Here is a 16162-nt window from a genome sequence, read left to right as displayed (position 1 = left end):
AGACTGAGGCGCCAAATTGGCTTTCTCAGTGAATTCAAAGGCTTGCGGTGAATATGGCTCCGGCGGTAGGGATCGAACCTACGACCAATTGATTAACAGTCAACTGCTCTACCGCTGAGCTACGCCGGAACGGTGCGCGGTGTATAGCCACAGCTGTCAGGGGCGTCTAGAGGGAAATCCACGAAAATCTGCAAAAATCACGCTACCGTAGAAAAGCGCGCGTCGGGGGAAATCGGACCATCCGGACGGGCAAGGCCGCGCTCCGTCAGGTCGATCAAATGAGCCAGCACATTGCGGGTTGCGGCCGGGATCAGGGCGGCGGGGGTTTGGGTGTAAACCGCTTTGGCGATTTCCTCGGCCGTGGCCGGTGCTTTGGCGAGACACTGCAAAACCGACGCCTCACGACCCATGCGGTGGTCAAGAAGTTCTTGGAGACGTGCGTCTGGATCGCTGATCGGGGCGCCATGACCGGGGAGAAACTGGCTCCAGCGATTTGACTGGAGCTGGCGCAGACTGTCCATAAAGGCGGTGAGATCACCATCCGGCGGGGACACGAGCGAGGTGGCCCATCCCATGACCAGATCTCCGCTGAGCAGAACGTCCCCGAGCGAGAATGCCAGATGATTGGCCATGTGGCCGGGCGTGTAATGGGCGGTGATGCGCAGACCGCCAAGGTCGATTTGCTCTGCATGTGTCAGGCAGATGTCGGGGGTGAACGCTGCATCCACCCCTTCGCCGCCGCCCAGTCTGTCCATCGCCGCCAGAGTTTGCATCAGGGGGCTGCGCCCCGCCAGAGCGTCGCCATAGGCATAGATGGGCGCGCCCGTGCGGGCGGATAACCTTGGGGCGAGGGCGGAGTGATCCACATGGGCGTGGGTTACAAGTATGTGCGTGATCCGGCCACCGTTTGAAATCGCGGCCTCGATGGCGTCCAGATGGGACGCCATATCGGGGCCGGGGTCCACAACCGCGATCTGATCGGTGCCCAGCAGATAGGTATTGGTGCCGCGGAACGTCATGGGCGAGGGGTTTGGCGCCACGATGCGGCGCACGGCCGGTGCCACCTCGACCACCGCGCCGTGTTGCGGCTGGAACTCCGGCTGCGGGTCTTGCATGATGATGTCCTTGGATGGCTAAGCGTGGGCAGTATGGTCAAAATCGACATGTCTTTTCAATGGCTCAAACGGTATATGCCGCGCAGCCTGTATGGCCGGGCGGCGCTGATCCTTGTGCTGCCGGTGATCACCTTGCAGCTTGTCGTGTCTGTGGTTTTTATCCAGCGCCATTTCGAAGGGGTGACAGAACAGCTGTCGACAGAGACCGCGCGGGCTATCAATTATGTCCTCGAAGACATGCCGGACCGGACAGCCGAACGCCAGCTTGGCATCGTACCGGAACGGGTGGCGCGCGCGCCAGCGGAGGACAGTCGCCGGTGGTATGACTTTACCGGACTGGTGGTCGTCCGAGAGCTTTATGACCGCGTGCCGGGGCTGGCGGCCATCGGCCTGCCAGACGATCGAAAGGTCATTCTACACGTAGAGCGCGATGACGGGTTCTACAGGGTCGAGGTTGACCGGCGGCGGCTGTCCCCGACAAATGCGCATCAACTCTTTGTAAACATGCTGTTCTTTGGCATGCTGATGACCCTGATTGCGTTTTTGTACCTGCGCAACCAGCTGCGTCCGATCACGCGATTGGCCGCTGCGGCAGAGGCATTTGGCAGGGGGCGCACGGAACGCTACGTGCCATCGGGCGCGACCGAAGTCCGGGCAGCGGGGCATGCGTTTCTGGACATGCGCAACCGGATCGAACGGCATATCGAACAGCGGACCATGATGTTGTCCGGCGTCAGCCACGATCTGCGCACGCCGATCACCCGTATGCGATTGGGGCTATCTCTGCTCGACGATGCCGAGCGTGAACCGCTGGAGCAGGATGTCGAAGAGATGCAGCGGCTGATCGATGCTTTTCTTGAATTTGCGCGTGGGGATGCGCAGACTGCCGCGACCGAGCCGACCGATATCATGGGTCTGATCCGCACCATCGTAGAGGACGCAGAGCGTGCTGGCCAAAAGGTCGAGATTGCAGAATTATCGGGAGAGGGCGAAGTGCCGCTGCGGCCACGCGCGTTGCGGCGCGCGGTAGAAAACCTGATCGGCAATGCCACGCGCTACGGCACCCATTGTCGTGTTTCGGTCGCTTTGACGGCGAAATCCCTGCGCATCCGGATCGAGGATGACGGCCCCGGCATCCCGGCCAAAGACCGCGAAAATGCGCTGAAACCTTTTGTCCGTCTTGATCCTGCGCGCAATCAGGATCGGGGGTCTGGCGTTGGCTTGGGGCTTGCAATCGCGGCTGATATCGCACGCGCGCATGGCGGGATTTTGCGACTGGGCGAAAGCACCGATATGGGTGGGTTGCGGGCAGATATCGTGATTGCGCTTTAAGGATAAATTTAAAGGCATGCCTCTTTTCAGTCATAGGTGTATCAAAATCGCGCCGTGATTGTTGTGGAAACAACCATTAGTGAACGCAACAAGACTGGATTCGTGAATGGCCCTTACTTCTTTTGTGACCGCAGCTTTACTGGGTGGGGCGTCGTTGACAGCCACTGATGGCGCGCCGACCCTGTTTGATCTACCGAGCGTGCCCGGCATGGTTCAGGCGCAAGCTGTGACAAATCAAGCGGAATTCATGACCACGCCAGAGGGATGCACCTATCGCCGCACACAGGCGCCCGGCTATCCGCCGCGTTGGATTTTGATCGTGAACCCGCATCACATCGGCAAGGCACCTGCAACGATGAAATGTCCGGGCATGCTGTAAGCTGCTCATTTCGAACGCTGTGACAGGCCCGCGTTTTACAACGTGGGCCTTTGCATATCGGTCTATCCGAACAAAGCCGCGTCCAGATCATCCAATTCGGTGGCGAATTCCGACGCGGCATGAGCGACAGACTGGCCGCTTTGCGCGATTTCACCCGTCTCAATGCGGCGCGCCACTGTGGCCATCTTGTCCAAGCCCAACATCAGGGCCGCCCCTTTCAGCGAATGTGCCTGTTCGCTGACTTCATCGACGTTGCCGATGTCGTCAGCATGGCGCAGCGCGTCCAGACGTTCGCGCGCATCGCTGACAAATTTGGCCACCAGCTCGATCAGCACGTCATGGGTGAACACATCGGTCAGATGTGCGGCCGTGTCCTGCGAGATGCGCGACAAAAAGGCGTCTGCGGCATTCTGGTGGTTTGCCGCCTCAAGCACCGCGTCCGGTTTCGGGTCATCGGAGACGGGCGCGCGCGCGCCCGTGGGGCGGTTGACCAAAATCTGTTCCAGCGACTCCTTGAGCGTATCGAAGGGGATGGGTTTGGACAGGATTTTGTCCATACCGACAGCGCGGGCGTCTTCCTCGATCGCGTCCATGACATGCGCGGTCAGCGCCACGATCGGCGGTAGGGTGTCTGCCTGCCATTTGTCGCGAATGCGGCGGGTGGCCTCGAGCCCGTCCATCTCTGGCATGGCCACGTCCATCAGCAGTAGATCGTATTTTCCGGGGGCAAATTTCTCGAGCGCGATGCGCCCGTTTTCGGCCAGATCCGCCTGCATCCCCATGCGGTCACAATAGGTGAGCAGCAGCTTTTGGTTGATGATGTTGTCCTCGGCAATCAGAACCCGCCGCCCCGAGAGTTCCACCGCATTTGACGCGCGTGCCACCCGTTCTTCGGCGGTGGCGTGCAGATCAACGGGCCGAATGGGCAGGTCGAACCAGAAAGTCGACCCTTCGCCCGCGGTGCTTTCGACGCCGATTGTGCCGCCAATGCGGTCGATGATGCGTTTGCAAATGGCCAGACCGAGCCCCGTACCCTGCGCCGCAGCGGTCAAAGGATTGGCAATCTGGGTGAAATCCTTGAACAAATCGCCCAGCTTTTCCGGAGCGATGCCCAGCCCGAAATCCTCGACCTCGCACCGCAGGTGCATCTGCCCCGTCTCGTCACGTGCAGTAACGCGGATCACAATCGGCCCATCGGTCGAATAGCGCAGCGCATTGTTCACAAGGTTGGAAATCACCTGACGGATGCGGGTTGCGTCGCCCAGAAACAGCTGCGGGACCTTGTCGTTGAACCGGGTGATGATGCGACGGTTGGCGCTGTGCTCCTGCGATCCGGCAAGGATACGAATGCTTTCAAGCAGCGCGCGGATGTCGACGTTTTCCTCCTCAAAGACAAAAACGCCGGCCTCCATCTTCGAGAAGTCCAGCACATCGTTCACAATCCGGCTAAGCCCGGTGCCTGCGGATTTCGCGTAATTCAGCAGTTCAAGCTTTTCTGCGTCCGTCTCGTCCATCGAGAGCAGATCGATCATGCCCAGAAGGCCGCCCAACGGGGTGCGGATCTCGTGGCTCATGGTGGCTATAAAGCGGCTGCGCGCGGTCGATGCCGCCTCGGCCCGGTCGAGCGCGTGGCGCAGATCGGTGGTGCGGTCGAGGACAGCCTTTTCCAGCCGTGCCGAATGTTCGGCCAACTGCTGGTTGGCGAGGTATAGGTCGCGGCTCTTTTCCTCGAGCAGTCGCTCGGCCTCGGCGCGGGCCTGTCGCTCACGTTCGTACCGGCGGCGCGATACGGGGCTGTCCTGCGGTGCATCCTCGGTCATCAGTTCAGGCGGCCAGTTTGATTGTGAACCTCGTGGCCCCGCTGCCATCATCGGCAGGGGTGCGGGTAATCTCGCCTGTTTGTCCAAAATGCGCAAGCGAGGCCTCGACGATACCATGGCAGAAGGCGTCCAGCGGGCGGGGCGAGCTGTAGATCAGGTCCAGTTGTCCGTCTTGCGGACGCTCGGTGTCAAAGCGGGGCAATTCTGCATCCGGGTACAGTTTTTTCACCTCAACGTGGATTTCGCCATCCACAGATTCCAGCAGGCCAAAAGTATCGGTCTTTTCGGCAAAAAACTCCGGAAAATTAGCGACGAAATAATCCAGCATCCAATGGCCGAATTTGCGCTGAAGCACTTCGGGGCTTAGTCCCGAATGCGCGCTGAAGGCCATCACGATTTTGATCAATTCAGAGCAGGGATAGTTGCCGACGGTTGTATAGGCACCGCCGTTTTCCAAATCGGCACTTTCAAGAACCATATCAACAGTGTCCTCGCCAAAGGCATCTTCGGCCATTTTGACCAGTTCTGTGAAAATCGTGCCCTTCATGTGCGTATCTCGCTTCTCGTTTACTCGTGATCCCGCACAGGCTGTGTAGCGGGTGAACCCTAACATTCGCCAAATCATGCCACCCCAGGGCGCGGCACATAACTGCGGCAGGTGTGTGAATTGAAGGGCATCGGGATGGCGCTATTAACCTTTTAGATAGGAGGTCAGCGCCGAAGGCTTTGCACAATAAAAGCGGGCCCCGACAGGACGACGGGACCCGCTGTCATACCCTGCATCGCCAGACTGGTACGTTGGGGATACTGGTTAACTCGTCTGAACAAAGACGCTGCGATGCAGCGTAGATTACACAGGGATATGAGTGCCGTAGCGTGAGTGGTACTTGGTAAACCCGCGCCGATGGTCAAAAACACAACCGGCGGCGCGGTACAGGACATTTTAACTTGTTACTTACGAGCGGCGCGTCGGGGGGCGGCGCGTCCTCTCGTAAGTAATGTATGACATTCCCGAGGCTGCGGCGGCAGACTGGCAACGGGATGAAAAATGACCCGTTTGGATAGGTGGGGCGGGCGAACGCGTCGGCGCTCGCTTCGGTCGGATTAGTCGATTTTAGGGGCAGGCGCCTCTACCCAAGCGGTGCGGGCCTTGTCCATCGCTTCGACAACTCCGTTAAGATCACGGTCCTCGGCCAGAAGCTCCACCTCGATGAGGGTGGCGCGCAGTCGTTTTTGCCCGAACGCCGCAGCGCTACCTGCCAGCCGGTGTGCCTCTTCCGCGATCTCGTCGAAACGATCGGGCTGCTTTGCCAGACCGTCAAAGAAGGCTGACACCTCAGCAGTGTAGCGGTCCATCAGCGCCTGTACTTGCGGCGGCACATCCGAGGCGGGCGGCCCCGATGGGGCAGGGGTGACGGCAACGGGTTGGCCGGAAGGCGCCGCTGCAGCATTCTTATCTTCACGTCCAAAGCGCCCAATGACGCGGGCCAACCCTTTGGGATCCATCGGTTTGGGCAGCAGGCTGGACATGCCTGCGGCAAGGAAACGATCACGCGCCTCGGGCAGCACGTTGGCAGAGACCGCGACAATGGGCACTGCTTTGTTGGGGCCGTTGCCGCCACGAATCTTATGCGTGGCGGTCAATCCGTCCATCACGGGCATGCGAATATCCATCAAGATCAGGTCGAATTGCTGCGTCTCAGCCAGATCGACAGCCTCTTGACCATTGCAGGCCTCGGTCACGTGGTGGCCCAGATGTTGCAGCATGTTCCGCGCCAGATCCCTGTTGATCTGATTGTCTTCGACCAACAGAATGTTTTGCGGCGGCATGTCTTTTGGCGGCTCTTCGGCGGCTGTGACCTCCGCCGCGGGCGGTTCTGCGAGCTCCACAGGCAGGCTGATCCAGAAGGTGCTGCCCATGCCCAGTTCGCTTTCCAATCCCATCTGACCGCCCAATGCCTCGACAAAGCGGCGCGCGATACCAAGGCCAAGCCCGGTTCCGCCCACGCTTTGCTGGATGGTGCCGCCGTGGCTGATGGTGTGGAAATCCTCGAAAACACGCGCTTGCTGATCCTCCGGGATGCCGACGCCCGTGTCGGCCACGCGGATGTCCAACACGGTTTGACCGGCTTCGTCCCAATGTTCGATCTCGATGGTGATCTCACCGTCGCGGGTGAATTTAATGGCGTTGCCGACGAGGTTCAAAAGCACCTGTTTCAGGCGGGATTCATCGAGGCTGACCCACTCAAGCGCTGGCCCCGCCCAGGTCCAGCTAAGCCAGTTGCCGTGGTTCTGGGCGGCGGTCGATTGACCATCTACAATTTCCTGTAGCAAGGCGCCGATATTGACCACATCCTGCTGCGTGCTGGTTTGCCCGGATTCAAAACGCGCCACGTCGAGGACAGAGTCCACATGATGCATCAGCAAGTCGCCCGAGATGTCCATGTCGCGCACATTCAGCTTTTGGGCGTCGGTGAGTTCTGTCTGTTTGAGCAAGGCCAGATTGCCCAACAGGCCATTCAGAGGCGTGCGGATTTCATGTGTCATCATGGCAAGGAATTCGGCCTTGGCCTTTTCACCTGCCAAGGCGCGGTCGCGTGCGTCGAGAAGTTCGTTCTCGGCCTTCACACGATGGGAAATGTCCCGCATGAAACCGATGATGACATCCTCGCCGCCCGCGCGTGCGGTTTGCAGCGCGACCTCGATCGGGAAAATGTCGCCGTTGCGCCGCTTGGCTTCCAGCCGCACACGGCCTTTGCCGATGATCTTGTGATCGGTGGTTTCGCTCATCCGGCGCATGCCATCATCATGGGCCGCGCGCAGGTGTTCGGGGATCATCACGTCGCTGATCAGGCGCTTGTAAACCTCTTCATAGCGGTACTGGAACATGCGTTCGGCGGCCGTGTTAAAGGTCAGAATGCGCCCTTCGGTATCCGACACGATTACCCCGTCGAGCGAAGTGTCCAGAATGGTGTTCAAACGCGCGTAGGCGTCGGCCAGTTCGGCGCCGCGCCGTTCGATCTGACGGCCATCCATGCGCGACCGCGCCACAGCGGCCAGCAACGCCAAGAGCATCGCAATGGTCAGACCGGCGAGCTTGAGCAACGTCGCCGCGACGTTTTCGCGGCTGGCGTCAGATTGCTGCGAGAAATACGCAAGGCTGGTGGTCGCCGCGTCGCGCAGTTCCAACCGCATCAATGCGGCCTGCGCCTGCAGGTCAGGCAAGGCGGCGGCCAATTCCTCCCGCGGGCCGTCGATGGTGGGGATCATATCATCAAGCTGCTGGCGGATTTGCTCGATCGGTTCACCGTAGGCGGGAATGCGGCGCAGATCCGCATAAAGCGATCCGGTCCCCAGTGTTGTCATCCGGCTGTAGAAGATGTCGAATTCCATCACCACATCGGACAATGGCGCGCCATTTTGCCCGGCGATAATCGCATTCGAGAATTCGAGAAATTCAACCTCTGCTTGGCTGAGAACCCAATGGGTGTTGTCTGAGCTGGCGTGGTTGAGACGGCGGAATTCGCGTACCACGTCTCCGACAAGCAAAATGGCAGCAATCAAAGCGACTGCTGCCAAAGCGGATAGTACGAACTGAATAGGCGCGATGCGCCATCGAGTTTTGGGTGTCCGGATCATTCCTTCACAGTAATACGGTCTAGCTGCCAAATGCTACGGGAATAAATCACCTCGGTGCGATAATCCGGTGTGGAAGCATAAGGATAGATCACCCACAGTGGTCCCTTGTCGCGGCGCGACATGACCTTGCCATCCGCCTCATAGGCGATGATGGGGCCACCTTCGACGGCATCGCTGGTGGGGATTTCGACGCTGTAGTCATTGATGGCGGTCGCATCGAGGTTTTCACCCTCGGCACCAAGGAGATTCAACAGACGGTCCAACCGAACGCCGGTGTAGGTCACGGTATCCGGCGTCCAGATGGTGTCGGTCTCAATCTCGTCGCCGCCGATATGACGCAACATTTCCAGATCAAAGGCAAAGCTGCCGTCGTCCATATTGCTTTCGGCGATCATGCCCGACACCGTCAGGATAACGGGGCCCTCAAGCGGAGGCATGTCGTCGAGGGTTTGGGCGCTGGCGCCGGTCGAGAGTAGCGTCATGGCAACCGCAATGGCGGCGCGCGACAATTTGGAATGAGCGATCTGCATGCGGTATGTCCTTCTTGTTGTGGCCATTGTTGCAGATCCGTTCCTGTTCGACAGGCGGGTTTTGGGATTGAACACATATCCAATCGAGTAGATTGTGCCGAAATCAGACACTCAAAAGGTTAATATATCGCTGAGTGTCTGATTTTTGTCATCTTACTTGCCGGTCTCCGACTGGAACAACAAAACCACACAGGACTGTCCGATGGAATCGTCTGTGCGGTCCAATCGATAGGCCGTCACCTCGAGGCGCTCTCCTTCGTATTCACCGGTCACGCTTTGCGGTTGCGGGGTTTGCAGGGTCTGATCCACGAGCTCGCCAAGGTCGACAAAGGGCAAGCGTGGCCCGACGACCTTCAAGCTGCGGCCAATGTCGTGAAGCTCCAACTGGAACGCCTCGCCGATCCGGGTGGAGAAACGGGTGATCCGCTTGTCCTGATCGAGGAAGATCACGCCAAGTTCCAGCACATTGAGCAAGAAATCGGTCTCTGAATGTATAGAGGACAGCAAACGGATCTTGTGTTCATGTTCAGCGGACAGCGAAACAAGTTCTTCGTTTACCGCATGGAGTTCCTCATTCGATGCCTGAAGTTCCTCGTTCGAGGCCTGCAATTCTTCGTTCGATGCCTGAAGTTCCTCGTTTGAGGCCTGAAGTTCCTCCCCCGCGGCCTCGAGACGTTCGGTGACGTGTTGCAGCGTTTCTTCGGTCAGCTTCAGATCACGTTCCAGATCATAGATCCGCCGCGTCAGGGCATCTGCATCGTCGGGACTGAGGCTGGATGCGTCGGGGGCGCTATCGGCTTTGCTTTCCTCACGCTCGCTGTCATCCAGTCGGACTTTCAACAGCATAAGCCGAGGTTTGGAGGTCTGGTCGAGCACCTCCAACGTCACCGTGCAGTGCTGGTATCGCCCGTTGCCCAGATCAACATCCACGGTGCGCGACAGGCTGTCCAACTCGCCCGAACGCAGTTTTTCGATGCCCACGTTGATGACAAAATGCAGATCGGGATGGACGACACCTTCGACCGTCCAGTCCGCCATGTTGTTCATCGTATCAACAAGGATAGAGGCGGTCCCAAACCAGCTAAGCACGTCACCATCCGATGTGATCAGGATCGATGACGGCGCGTAGTGTTTCAGCAGCACATCATAGGAGCGGATCAGCGTTTCGCGTGTCCGCTGTGTGGCGAAGTCATTGACGGCAGGGCTGTGCCGGTTGCCGGGCAGGGTGTTTACCACATCCTGGAACGGGCGTTGGACGCGCCGCGCCACAGTGGGTGCGAGGATCTTGGAATTCAGGCCGCGATCTTCGGTGTTCTTGCGGAACAGACGCCACCGCCCGTCGAGGACGACAAAGTCATCCCCCAAACGGCCAAGGCTTTCAGACGGCCCGAGAAACAGGATGCCGTTGCGGCGCAAGCCGAACAAAAACATCGAAAGAACACGGGCTTGGGCCTCGTCCTTGAGATAGATCAGCATGTTGCGACACGACACGAGGTCAAGGTCAAGAAACGGCGGATCGCTCAGGGCGTTATGCACCGAAAAGATGATGCGCTGACGCAGGTCGTGGGTGACAGTAAAGCCGTTCGGCCCCTCCTGAAAATACCGTTTACGCTTGGCCGGGGGCACCTTTTGCATGGCCTCGGCGGAAAATACCCCGGCAGAGGCCACGTCGAGCGAGTGGCGGTGAACATCCGTGGCTAGAATGCGGAAATCCGGCGGGTGACCCGCCTGCGACATGGCCTCGCTGATCTCCATGGCGATGGTGTAGGCTTCCTCGCCAGAGGCACAGCCCGGCACCCAGATGCGCAAGGGCCGCTCACCGGTGTAGCTTTCGGCAAGCGGGTTGATCGCGCGCGCACGCAGGGCGGCAATCGCCTCCGGGTCGCGGTAGAAATAGGTCACCCCGATCAGCAGATCACGGTAAAGCTCATCCACGGCGTCGGTGTTGTTCTGGATCAGCGCCGCGTAATCCGCCAGCGTCTCCAGCCCGCGCAGATGCTGGCGTCGTGCGATCCGGCGTTCGACATTGTCGGATTTATAGGGCGAGAAATCGATCTGATGCTGATTTTCCAAAACCTGCAGGATCTGTCGCTTTTCGTCGCCGGCCATGTCGCTGTTGTGCACCACGGCACTGCGACCGTGCATCAGGTAATTCTCGATCGCGGCCATCATCTGTCCTGCGGGCAGGATCGCGTCGGCGGCGCCGGTGGTGATCAAGGTGCTCGGCATCGAGGGGAAGGCTGCCTCGGACGGGGTTTGCGCCAGAACCAGACCACCGGCTGCATGAATGCGCTGCGCCCCGATTGTGCCGTCGCTGCCGGACCCCGACAGGATAACCGCGCCGGTGCGCCCCATGGGACGACTGGTTAATGACGAGAAAAATCCGTCAATCGGGAGATGTGGCAGCCCGTCTTCGGTGTTGTAGGCACGGGTCCGGAACGTATCCCCGACCAGCTCCACCGCCGTATTGGGACGGTTGAGGAAGATAGTGTTCGGCTCCAGCGCGACACCATCGTCGATATGACGGATTTTCAGCCGCGTTTTCCGCCCCAGAATTTCGTCCATCATGGATCGGTAGTCGGGCGAAAGGTGCTGGATTACGACGTAACACCAGCCGTTTGCCTCATCAGCGGAGGAGAAGAACGCCTCCAAGGGATCAAGCCCGCCCGCTGATGCCCCGACCGCGATCAGGGGGATTGCCGCGCCCGCCATTTGACCTTCGGTTTCGGTCTGGTCTTTTTGGCCCGTCATTGCTTGTCCTTTGCCACTTGTCTTGGCAACGGTTCTACATCAAGTTGTATATATCACAATATAAAAGGGGTTAATTGTGGCGCGGATCCTTCTGGCCGACGACGACAAGGACTATGGGCGGGCATTCTCTGTCAGCGTGGCCTCTTTGGGCCATGACGTGACTGTGGCGACAAACGGCGCCGATGCGATCGAGAAGGTGGAACAGGCCGTCGATCCCTTTGACATCCTTTTTGTCGACGTGATGATGCCAGCCGGTGGGGCGGCGACGGTGTTGCACAGCCAACCCGTGGTCGCGTCAAAATCCAAAGTGGTGATTATCACAGGCCGGGCCGAACTTTATGATTCCCCCTTGTTCCAGACCGGATTTTCCCGTGCGGATGCGCGTGTCCGCAAAAGCATATCGCTTGGGGAGCTGGAGCAATTGATTTCAGACCTCTTGAGGTGATTGCCTTGCGCGCACATGAGGCTCGGCCCTTGGCGGCGGACCCGCGCGCAGTGGCCTCGATACTAAGCTCGATTGCGATCACATTGGCACTGGCGGTGCTGGTGGGCGGTTGGGGCTTGGGCTTTGACGGGTTGCGGCGTATCGTCGACGGCTGGCCCGCGATGGTGCCGTCAACCGCAGGCAAGATCATCGTTCTGGGCGGGGCGCAGCTGGTCTTTCTTTCCGAGCGTAGCCCATTCTGGCTGAGGCGCGCGGCATTTGTCGCTTTGCTGGCGGCTATCGGATTGGCGTTGGTCCAAGCGATTGATGTGACGTGGCTCGGACCGGCGATCGATCCAAGCGAAGACCGCCGATCCCTTGCCAGCGTCATGGCCACCTTCGTCGTGGGGGGCGGCACGCTTGCCATGCGCGGCCGAGGGGACAAAGCTGCGCTGTGGCAGGCGGTGTTAGCCCTGATTGGCGCGGGCTGTTCCGCCTTGGCGGTTTTCGGTTTTTTGTTCGATGCCGCAGCACTTTACGGCTTTCCGTTTCTATCCGGTTTGGCCTTGCACTCGGCCTTGGCCTTCCTTGCATTGTCTTTGGCGTTATTCTTCGCGCGCGATCCCTTCGGGTTTGTCGCTTTGCTACTGTCCGGGGGCGGCGTTGGACGCGTGGCGCGCGGGCTCATTCCTGCGGCTGTGATCGCCCCGGCTGTGCTGGTCTGGCTGACGGGGCGAATGGTCGATCTGCAAGTGGTGCCGACGGGCGTCGCACGGGCGGTGTTCACGCTGCTTGTCGTTATTTTTGCCTGTCTGAGCGTGTTTATCTCTGTGCGCAGCGCAAAGCGCGAGAGGGATGTGCAAATCTCGGTCGCCAATCAGTTGCAGTCCATTCTGGACGGTCTGGACGTGGCCGCGTTCATTATCGACGAACGGAAGATCGTGCGTAGCGGCAACCGCAAGGCCAATGAACTGAGCGACGGCGCCCCGGATCGTTGGCTGCGTGACACGGCATTCTTTGATGTGGTGTCGCGGCGTTTGCTTGTTGGACCGGATCACCCGATAAGAGCAATCCGTCGCGAAGGGCGCCCGACCTTGCATGTGGGGTGGATGGATCCGTCTGGATTTGAACAGGCGCTCCGTTTGTCGTCCTACCCGATGCAAAATCCGCGCGGGACCTTGATCACCGTTACCGATGAGACACCGATGATGCAGCTGCGCACGCGGCTTGCCCAGATCGACCGGATTGAATCCGTGCGCCAGATTGCCGGTGGTGTGGCCCATGAGATGGGCAACTTCCTGGGCGCAATCCGGCTGTCAACCGACGTGGCCGCGCGTGCAGAGGTCTCCGATGCGGTGCGCGACGAGCTGGACGCCATTGCGCGGGCCTGTGCCAGAGGCACTGAATTGACCACAAAGATGCTGGACCTGACCCGTGAAGTGCATGGCGAACCCGTGCTGATAAACGCGGCGCAAACATTGCAGGATGTGGCAGGGCTGGCGCGGACCGCTTTGCCGCCGGGCATTAACGTGATTGTCGACGCGCAACCGCCTGAAGTGGCCTTGTGGGTGGATGCCGGCGGGCTGGAGGCCGCGGTGTTGAACCTTGTGCTCAACGCGGGGCAGGCGTTTGCGTCCGCCGATATTGCGGACGGGACCATAACGTTGTCCCTGCGCGCAGATGCCGGCGAAGTGGTGATCTCGGTCGAAGATGACGGGCCGGGCATGGACGCAATGGTTATGAACAAAGCCCGGATGCCGTTCTTTACCACGCGCGGGGCGTCCGGTGGCACGGGCCTTGGACTTGCGATGGTGGATACTTTTGCGACCCGTTCGGGGGCGCAGTTCAAGCTGAGTTCCGAACCCGGGCAGGGCGCACAGGCAAAGCTGGTTTTCCCAACGGCGCAACCGGCCGCGATAGAGCAGGTTGACCTGTCGAATTGTCGTGTCATTTTGGCGGAAACCGATCCGGTAGAGCAAATGCAGCTTGCAGAGAAGCTGACGCTTTGCGACGCGGATCTGGTGGTGGTCGATGATGTTGCTGCATTGCAAACCGCGTTAAGGGCACAGACTGCGGATCTGATTTTGATCTGTGATGATCTGGCCGAGGCAGCAGCAACCGCCGGGCTTGAACTGGCGCACTCCGGGCAAACCGCCCCGATCATCCAGATGGTGGACCAAGTGGTGCGCCGGTCGGGCCATCGCGCAGACATGCCGGGCTTGGCGGTCAATAAACCGGTCACCATGGACGCGTTGCTGCGCGCGCTATCCATTTTGATGCCACGGGATGGCTGCTAGGGATCAGCTTGAGAGCGCGGCCCATTGTTTTGGGGACAGGCGCGCGGCTTGGGCGCCGGGAAGGGGGCGGCTGTAGTAGTACCCTTGGCCAAAAGTGCAGCCGATATCGCGCAAAAATACATGTGCGTCAGCGCAATCCACCCCTTCGGCCACGATATCAAAGCCCAGATCGCGGCTCATCCGAACCAACCCTTCGACGATCTTGGCCCGGCGGGACGTTGGGTCAAGGCTCATGACAAACGATCTGTCAATCTTCAGGATGTCCACGGGCCAATCGATCAGATGTGACATGGCACCATATCCGGTGCCAAAATCATCCAGCGCGACACGCCCGCCTCTTGACCGGATTTCTGTCAACGTCCTGAAACTTTGATCATTGGCAGAGGACAGCATGACGCTTTCGGTGACCTCCAGCGTGATGGACGACCAGTCGAGGCCAACTTCGGCCATGATGATTTCCAGATCGAACACGAACTCGTGGTTCAGCACTTCGAACGGGGTCAGATTGATCGCGATGCTTTGCGGTGTTTTCCGCGTCTTTCGTCCAAGCCATGACAGCGCCTCTGCACTGATCTGTTCGGTCAGGCGAGGCGCCAATGTCGGATCGGCGAAGATGCCATTAAACTTCTGCGGCGGGAGAACCCCACGGTCAGGGTCCTCCCAACGGGCCAAGGCCTCGAACCCGTGGATTTCACCATCGGACAGACGGACGATGGGTTGGTAGTAGGGGGTGATCTCACGCTTTTCCAATGCGCGCATAAATCTGTTTTGCAACAGGCGGAACGAATGGCTGTCGTGATCGCGTGCCAGAAAAACTGTTGGTGCGCTGGAGTTGGAGGTTTTGCCACTATAGAGCGCCGCGTCCGCCATATCGAACAGGCGGTCGAATTGTTTGGACTGCAGCGGCCCCAAAGCCGCGCCAAGGCTTACATGTCCAAGGTTCATCCGCCCCATCCGTGCACTGGTCCGCTGCACATCAATCACAAAGCGGGCCATTTCCATGTCGGCCATCTCGCGCAGCTGTGTTTCGTTTAACCGGTTTTTCGGCCCGAGCGGCAATAGAACGGCGAACTCATCCCCGCCAAGACGGCCGCGTGCGGTGGCGCGCCCAAAACTGCGTTTGATCGTGGCAGCGATTTGTTTGAGGTAACGGTCTCCGAAGGAATGGCCGTATAGGTCGTTAATGGCTTTGAACTGGTCGATGTCGATCAGGATCAGGGCGAAATCCTCCGCATCCGCATCGATCATCGCCTCGACCTTTTGTCGAAAGGTGGTGCGATTGTCCAAGCGGGTCAATTGATCCAGCTCGGACATGCGGCGAAACCGATCCGCGCGGCGCGTCTCGGATATCACATCCATCTCTGCACGCATTGTCGCCGCCACAAGGTTCAAATGCTCTGCCAAGAGCTGGGCCAGATTTGCCGCGATTTCTTCCGATTTTGTTGCATCGAAGGACTTCGCAAAGGCCATGATGATCGTGCCGCAACGGTCGCCTGCGTCGTTAAGCACATCTTGTTCAACCATCGTGTATTGGTGCAGCTGAAAACACACCACATCTTGACCCGTGGGATGGGGGGCAGGGGTGCGCGCCATGTTCTGGACCTGTGTCATCACTTTACGCAGGTGGGCGTCTGCGGGATCGGTGAAAAACACGTGTTCAATCCGGCCCATGGCATCGTCAAGACCGACCGTTACCGCCAGCGCGCCTGCGTGGCCCGCCATTTGGCACAAGATGTCAATTTGATCGACGACGGTTTGTTCGTGCTTGCCTGTGGGGTGGAGGATTTCCCTCGCCTCGTTTTTGTCCATTACGTGCATTCCTGTCTCACACGGCGTCCAAAGCCGTCAATTCGCGCAGAAATCGGCCTGCATTTT

The 16162-nt window shown here is 59.3% G+C and carries 11 protein-coding genes and 1 tRNA gene; 4 read left to right on the top strand and 8 right to left on the bottom strand.

Going from position 1 to position 16162, the window contains the following annotated elements:
* Positions 1-54: 54 nt before the first annotated feature.
* Together ACN5AZ_RS03460 and ACN5AZ_RS03455 are read right to left on the bottom strand one after the other, a co-directional pair.
* Positions 55-129, bottom strand: a tRNA-Asn gene (locus ACN5AZ_RS03460).
* Between the two features lie 68 nt (positions 130-197).
* The gene (locus ACN5AZ_RS03455; RefSeq protein ID WP_419427441.1) at positions 198-1115 is read right to left on the bottom strand and encodes an MBL fold metallo-hydrolase; all 918 of its coding nucleotides are present in this window, start codon (positions 1113-1115) and stop codon (positions 198-200) included.
* A gap of 48 nt (positions 1116-1163) precedes the next feature.
* On the opposite strand from ACN5AZ_RS03455, the gene ACN5AZ_RS03450 reads away from it, so the two are divergent.
* The gene (locus tag ACN5AZ_RS03450) at positions 1164-2447 is read left to right on the top strand and encodes an ATP-binding protein (RefSeq protein WP_419427440.1); all 1284 of its coding nucleotides are present in this window, start codon (positions 1164-1166) and stop codon (positions 2445-2447) included.
* Between the two features lie 106 nt (positions 2448-2553).
* Positions 2554-2826 (top strand): hypothetical protein, encoded by a 273-nt coding sequence (locus tag ACN5AZ_RS03445; RefSeq protein WP_419427439.1) that lies wholly within the window; start codon positions 2554-2556, stop codon positions 2824-2826.
* Between the two features lie 62 nt (positions 2827-2888).
* Here the strand turns inward: ACN5AZ_RS03445 and ACN5AZ_RS03440 are convergent, their stop codons facing one another.
* From ACN5AZ_RS03440 to ACN5AZ_RS03420, 5 genes are all read right to left on the bottom strand, one after another.
* The gene (locus ACN5AZ_RS03440) at positions 2889-4646 is read right to left on the bottom strand and encodes an ATP-binding protein (RefSeq protein WP_419427438.1); all 1758 of its coding nucleotides are present in this window, start codon (positions 4644-4646) and stop codon (positions 2889-2891) included.
* A 4-nt stretch (positions 4647-4650) separates the two neighbouring features.
* The gene (locus ACN5AZ_RS03435) at positions 4651-5193 is read right to left on the bottom strand and encodes a heme NO-binding domain-containing protein (RefSeq protein ID WP_419427437.1); all 543 of its coding nucleotides are present in this window, start codon (positions 5191-5193) and stop codon (positions 4651-4653) included.
* Between the two features lie 557 nt (positions 5194-5750).
* Positions 5751-8225, bottom strand: a complete 2475-nt coding sequence (locus ACN5AZ_RS03430; RefSeq protein ID WP_419427436.1) for an ATP-binding protein — start codon at positions 8223-8225, stop codon at positions 5751-5753.
* Between the two features lie 56 nt (positions 8226-8281).
* A complete protein-coding gene (locus ACN5AZ_RS03425) occupies positions 8282-8815 on the bottom strand; it encodes a molybdopterin-dependent oxidoreductase (protein WP_419427435.1) in 534 nt (177 codons plus the stop codon).
* Positions 8816-8968: 153 nt separating this feature from the next.
* Positions 8969-11566, bottom strand: a complete 2598-nt coding sequence (locus tag ACN5AZ_RS03420) for a CheR family methyltransferase (protein ID WP_419427434.1) — start codon at positions 11564-11566, stop codon at positions 8969-8971.
* A gap of 76 nt (positions 11567-11642) precedes the next feature.
* Here ACN5AZ_RS03420 and ACN5AZ_RS03415 point away from each other — a divergent pair, with 76 nt between their 5' ends.
* Positions 11643-12011, top strand: a complete 369-nt coding sequence (locus ACN5AZ_RS03415) for a response regulator (protein WP_419427433.1) — start codon at positions 11643-11645, stop codon at positions 12009-12011.
* A gap of 5 nt (positions 12012-12016) precedes the next feature.
* Positions 12017-14287 carry a two-component system sensor histidine kinase NtrB gene (locus ACN5AZ_RS03410; protein WP_419427432.1) on the top strand — a complete coding sequence of 757 codons (2271 nt, stop codon included), beginning with the start codon at positions 12017-12019 and terminating at the stop codon, positions 14285-14287.
* A gap of 3 nt (positions 14288-14290) precedes the next feature.
* On the opposite strand, the gene ACN5AZ_RS03405 is transcribed toward ACN5AZ_RS03410, so the two are convergent.
* Entirely contained in the window at positions 14291-16009 is a 1719-nt protein-coding gene (locus ACN5AZ_RS03405; RefSeq protein WP_419427431.1) for a putative bifunctional diguanylate cyclase/phosphodiesterase, read from the bottom strand.
* Between the last annotated feature and the right edge of the window lie 153 nt (positions 16010-16162).

This window comes from Sagittula sp. SSi028, from assembly GCF_048553715.1.
GTDB lineage: Bacteria > Pseudomonadota > Alphaproteobacteria > Rhodobacterales > Rhodobacteraceae > Sagittula.
This window is presented reverse-complemented; position numbering and strand designations above follow the sequence as displayed.

Excerpts from the sequence above, each read along its gene's own strand:
- ACN5AZ_RS03435 (WP_419427437.1), bottom strand. The coding sequence starts at position 5,193 with ATGAAGGGCACGATTTTCACAGAACTGGTCAAAATGGCCGAAGATGCC.
- ACN5AZ_RS03455 (WP_419427441.1), bottom strand. The coding sequence starts at position 1,115 with ATGCAAGACCCGCAGCCGGAGTTCCAGCCGCAACACGGCGCGGTGGTC.
- ACN5AZ_RS03450 (WP_419427440.1), top strand. The coding sequence starts at position 1,164 with ATGTCTTTTCAATGGCTCAAACGGTATATGCCGCGCAGCCTGTATGGC.
- ACN5AZ_RS03420 (WP_419427434.1), bottom strand. The coding sequence starts at position 11,566 with ATGACGGGCCAAAAAGACCAGACCGAAACCGAAGGTCAAATGGCGGGC.
- ACN5AZ_RS03440 (WP_419427438.1), bottom strand. The coding sequence starts at position 4,646 with ATGACCGAGGATGCACCGCAGGACAGCCCCGTATCGCGCCGCCGGTAC.
- ACN5AZ_RS03445 (WP_419427439.1), top strand. The coding sequence starts at position 2,554 with ATGGCCCTTACTTCTTTTGTGACCGCAGCTTTACTGGGTGGGGCGTCG.
- ACN5AZ_RS03405 (WP_419427431.1), bottom strand. The coding sequence starts at position 16,009 with ATGGCGGGCCACGCAGGCGCGCTGGCGGTAACGGTCGGTCTTGACGAT.
- ACN5AZ_RS03425 (WP_419427435.1), bottom strand. The coding sequence starts at position 8,815 with ATGCAGATCGCTCATTCCAAATTGTCGCGCGCCGCCATTGCGGTTGCC.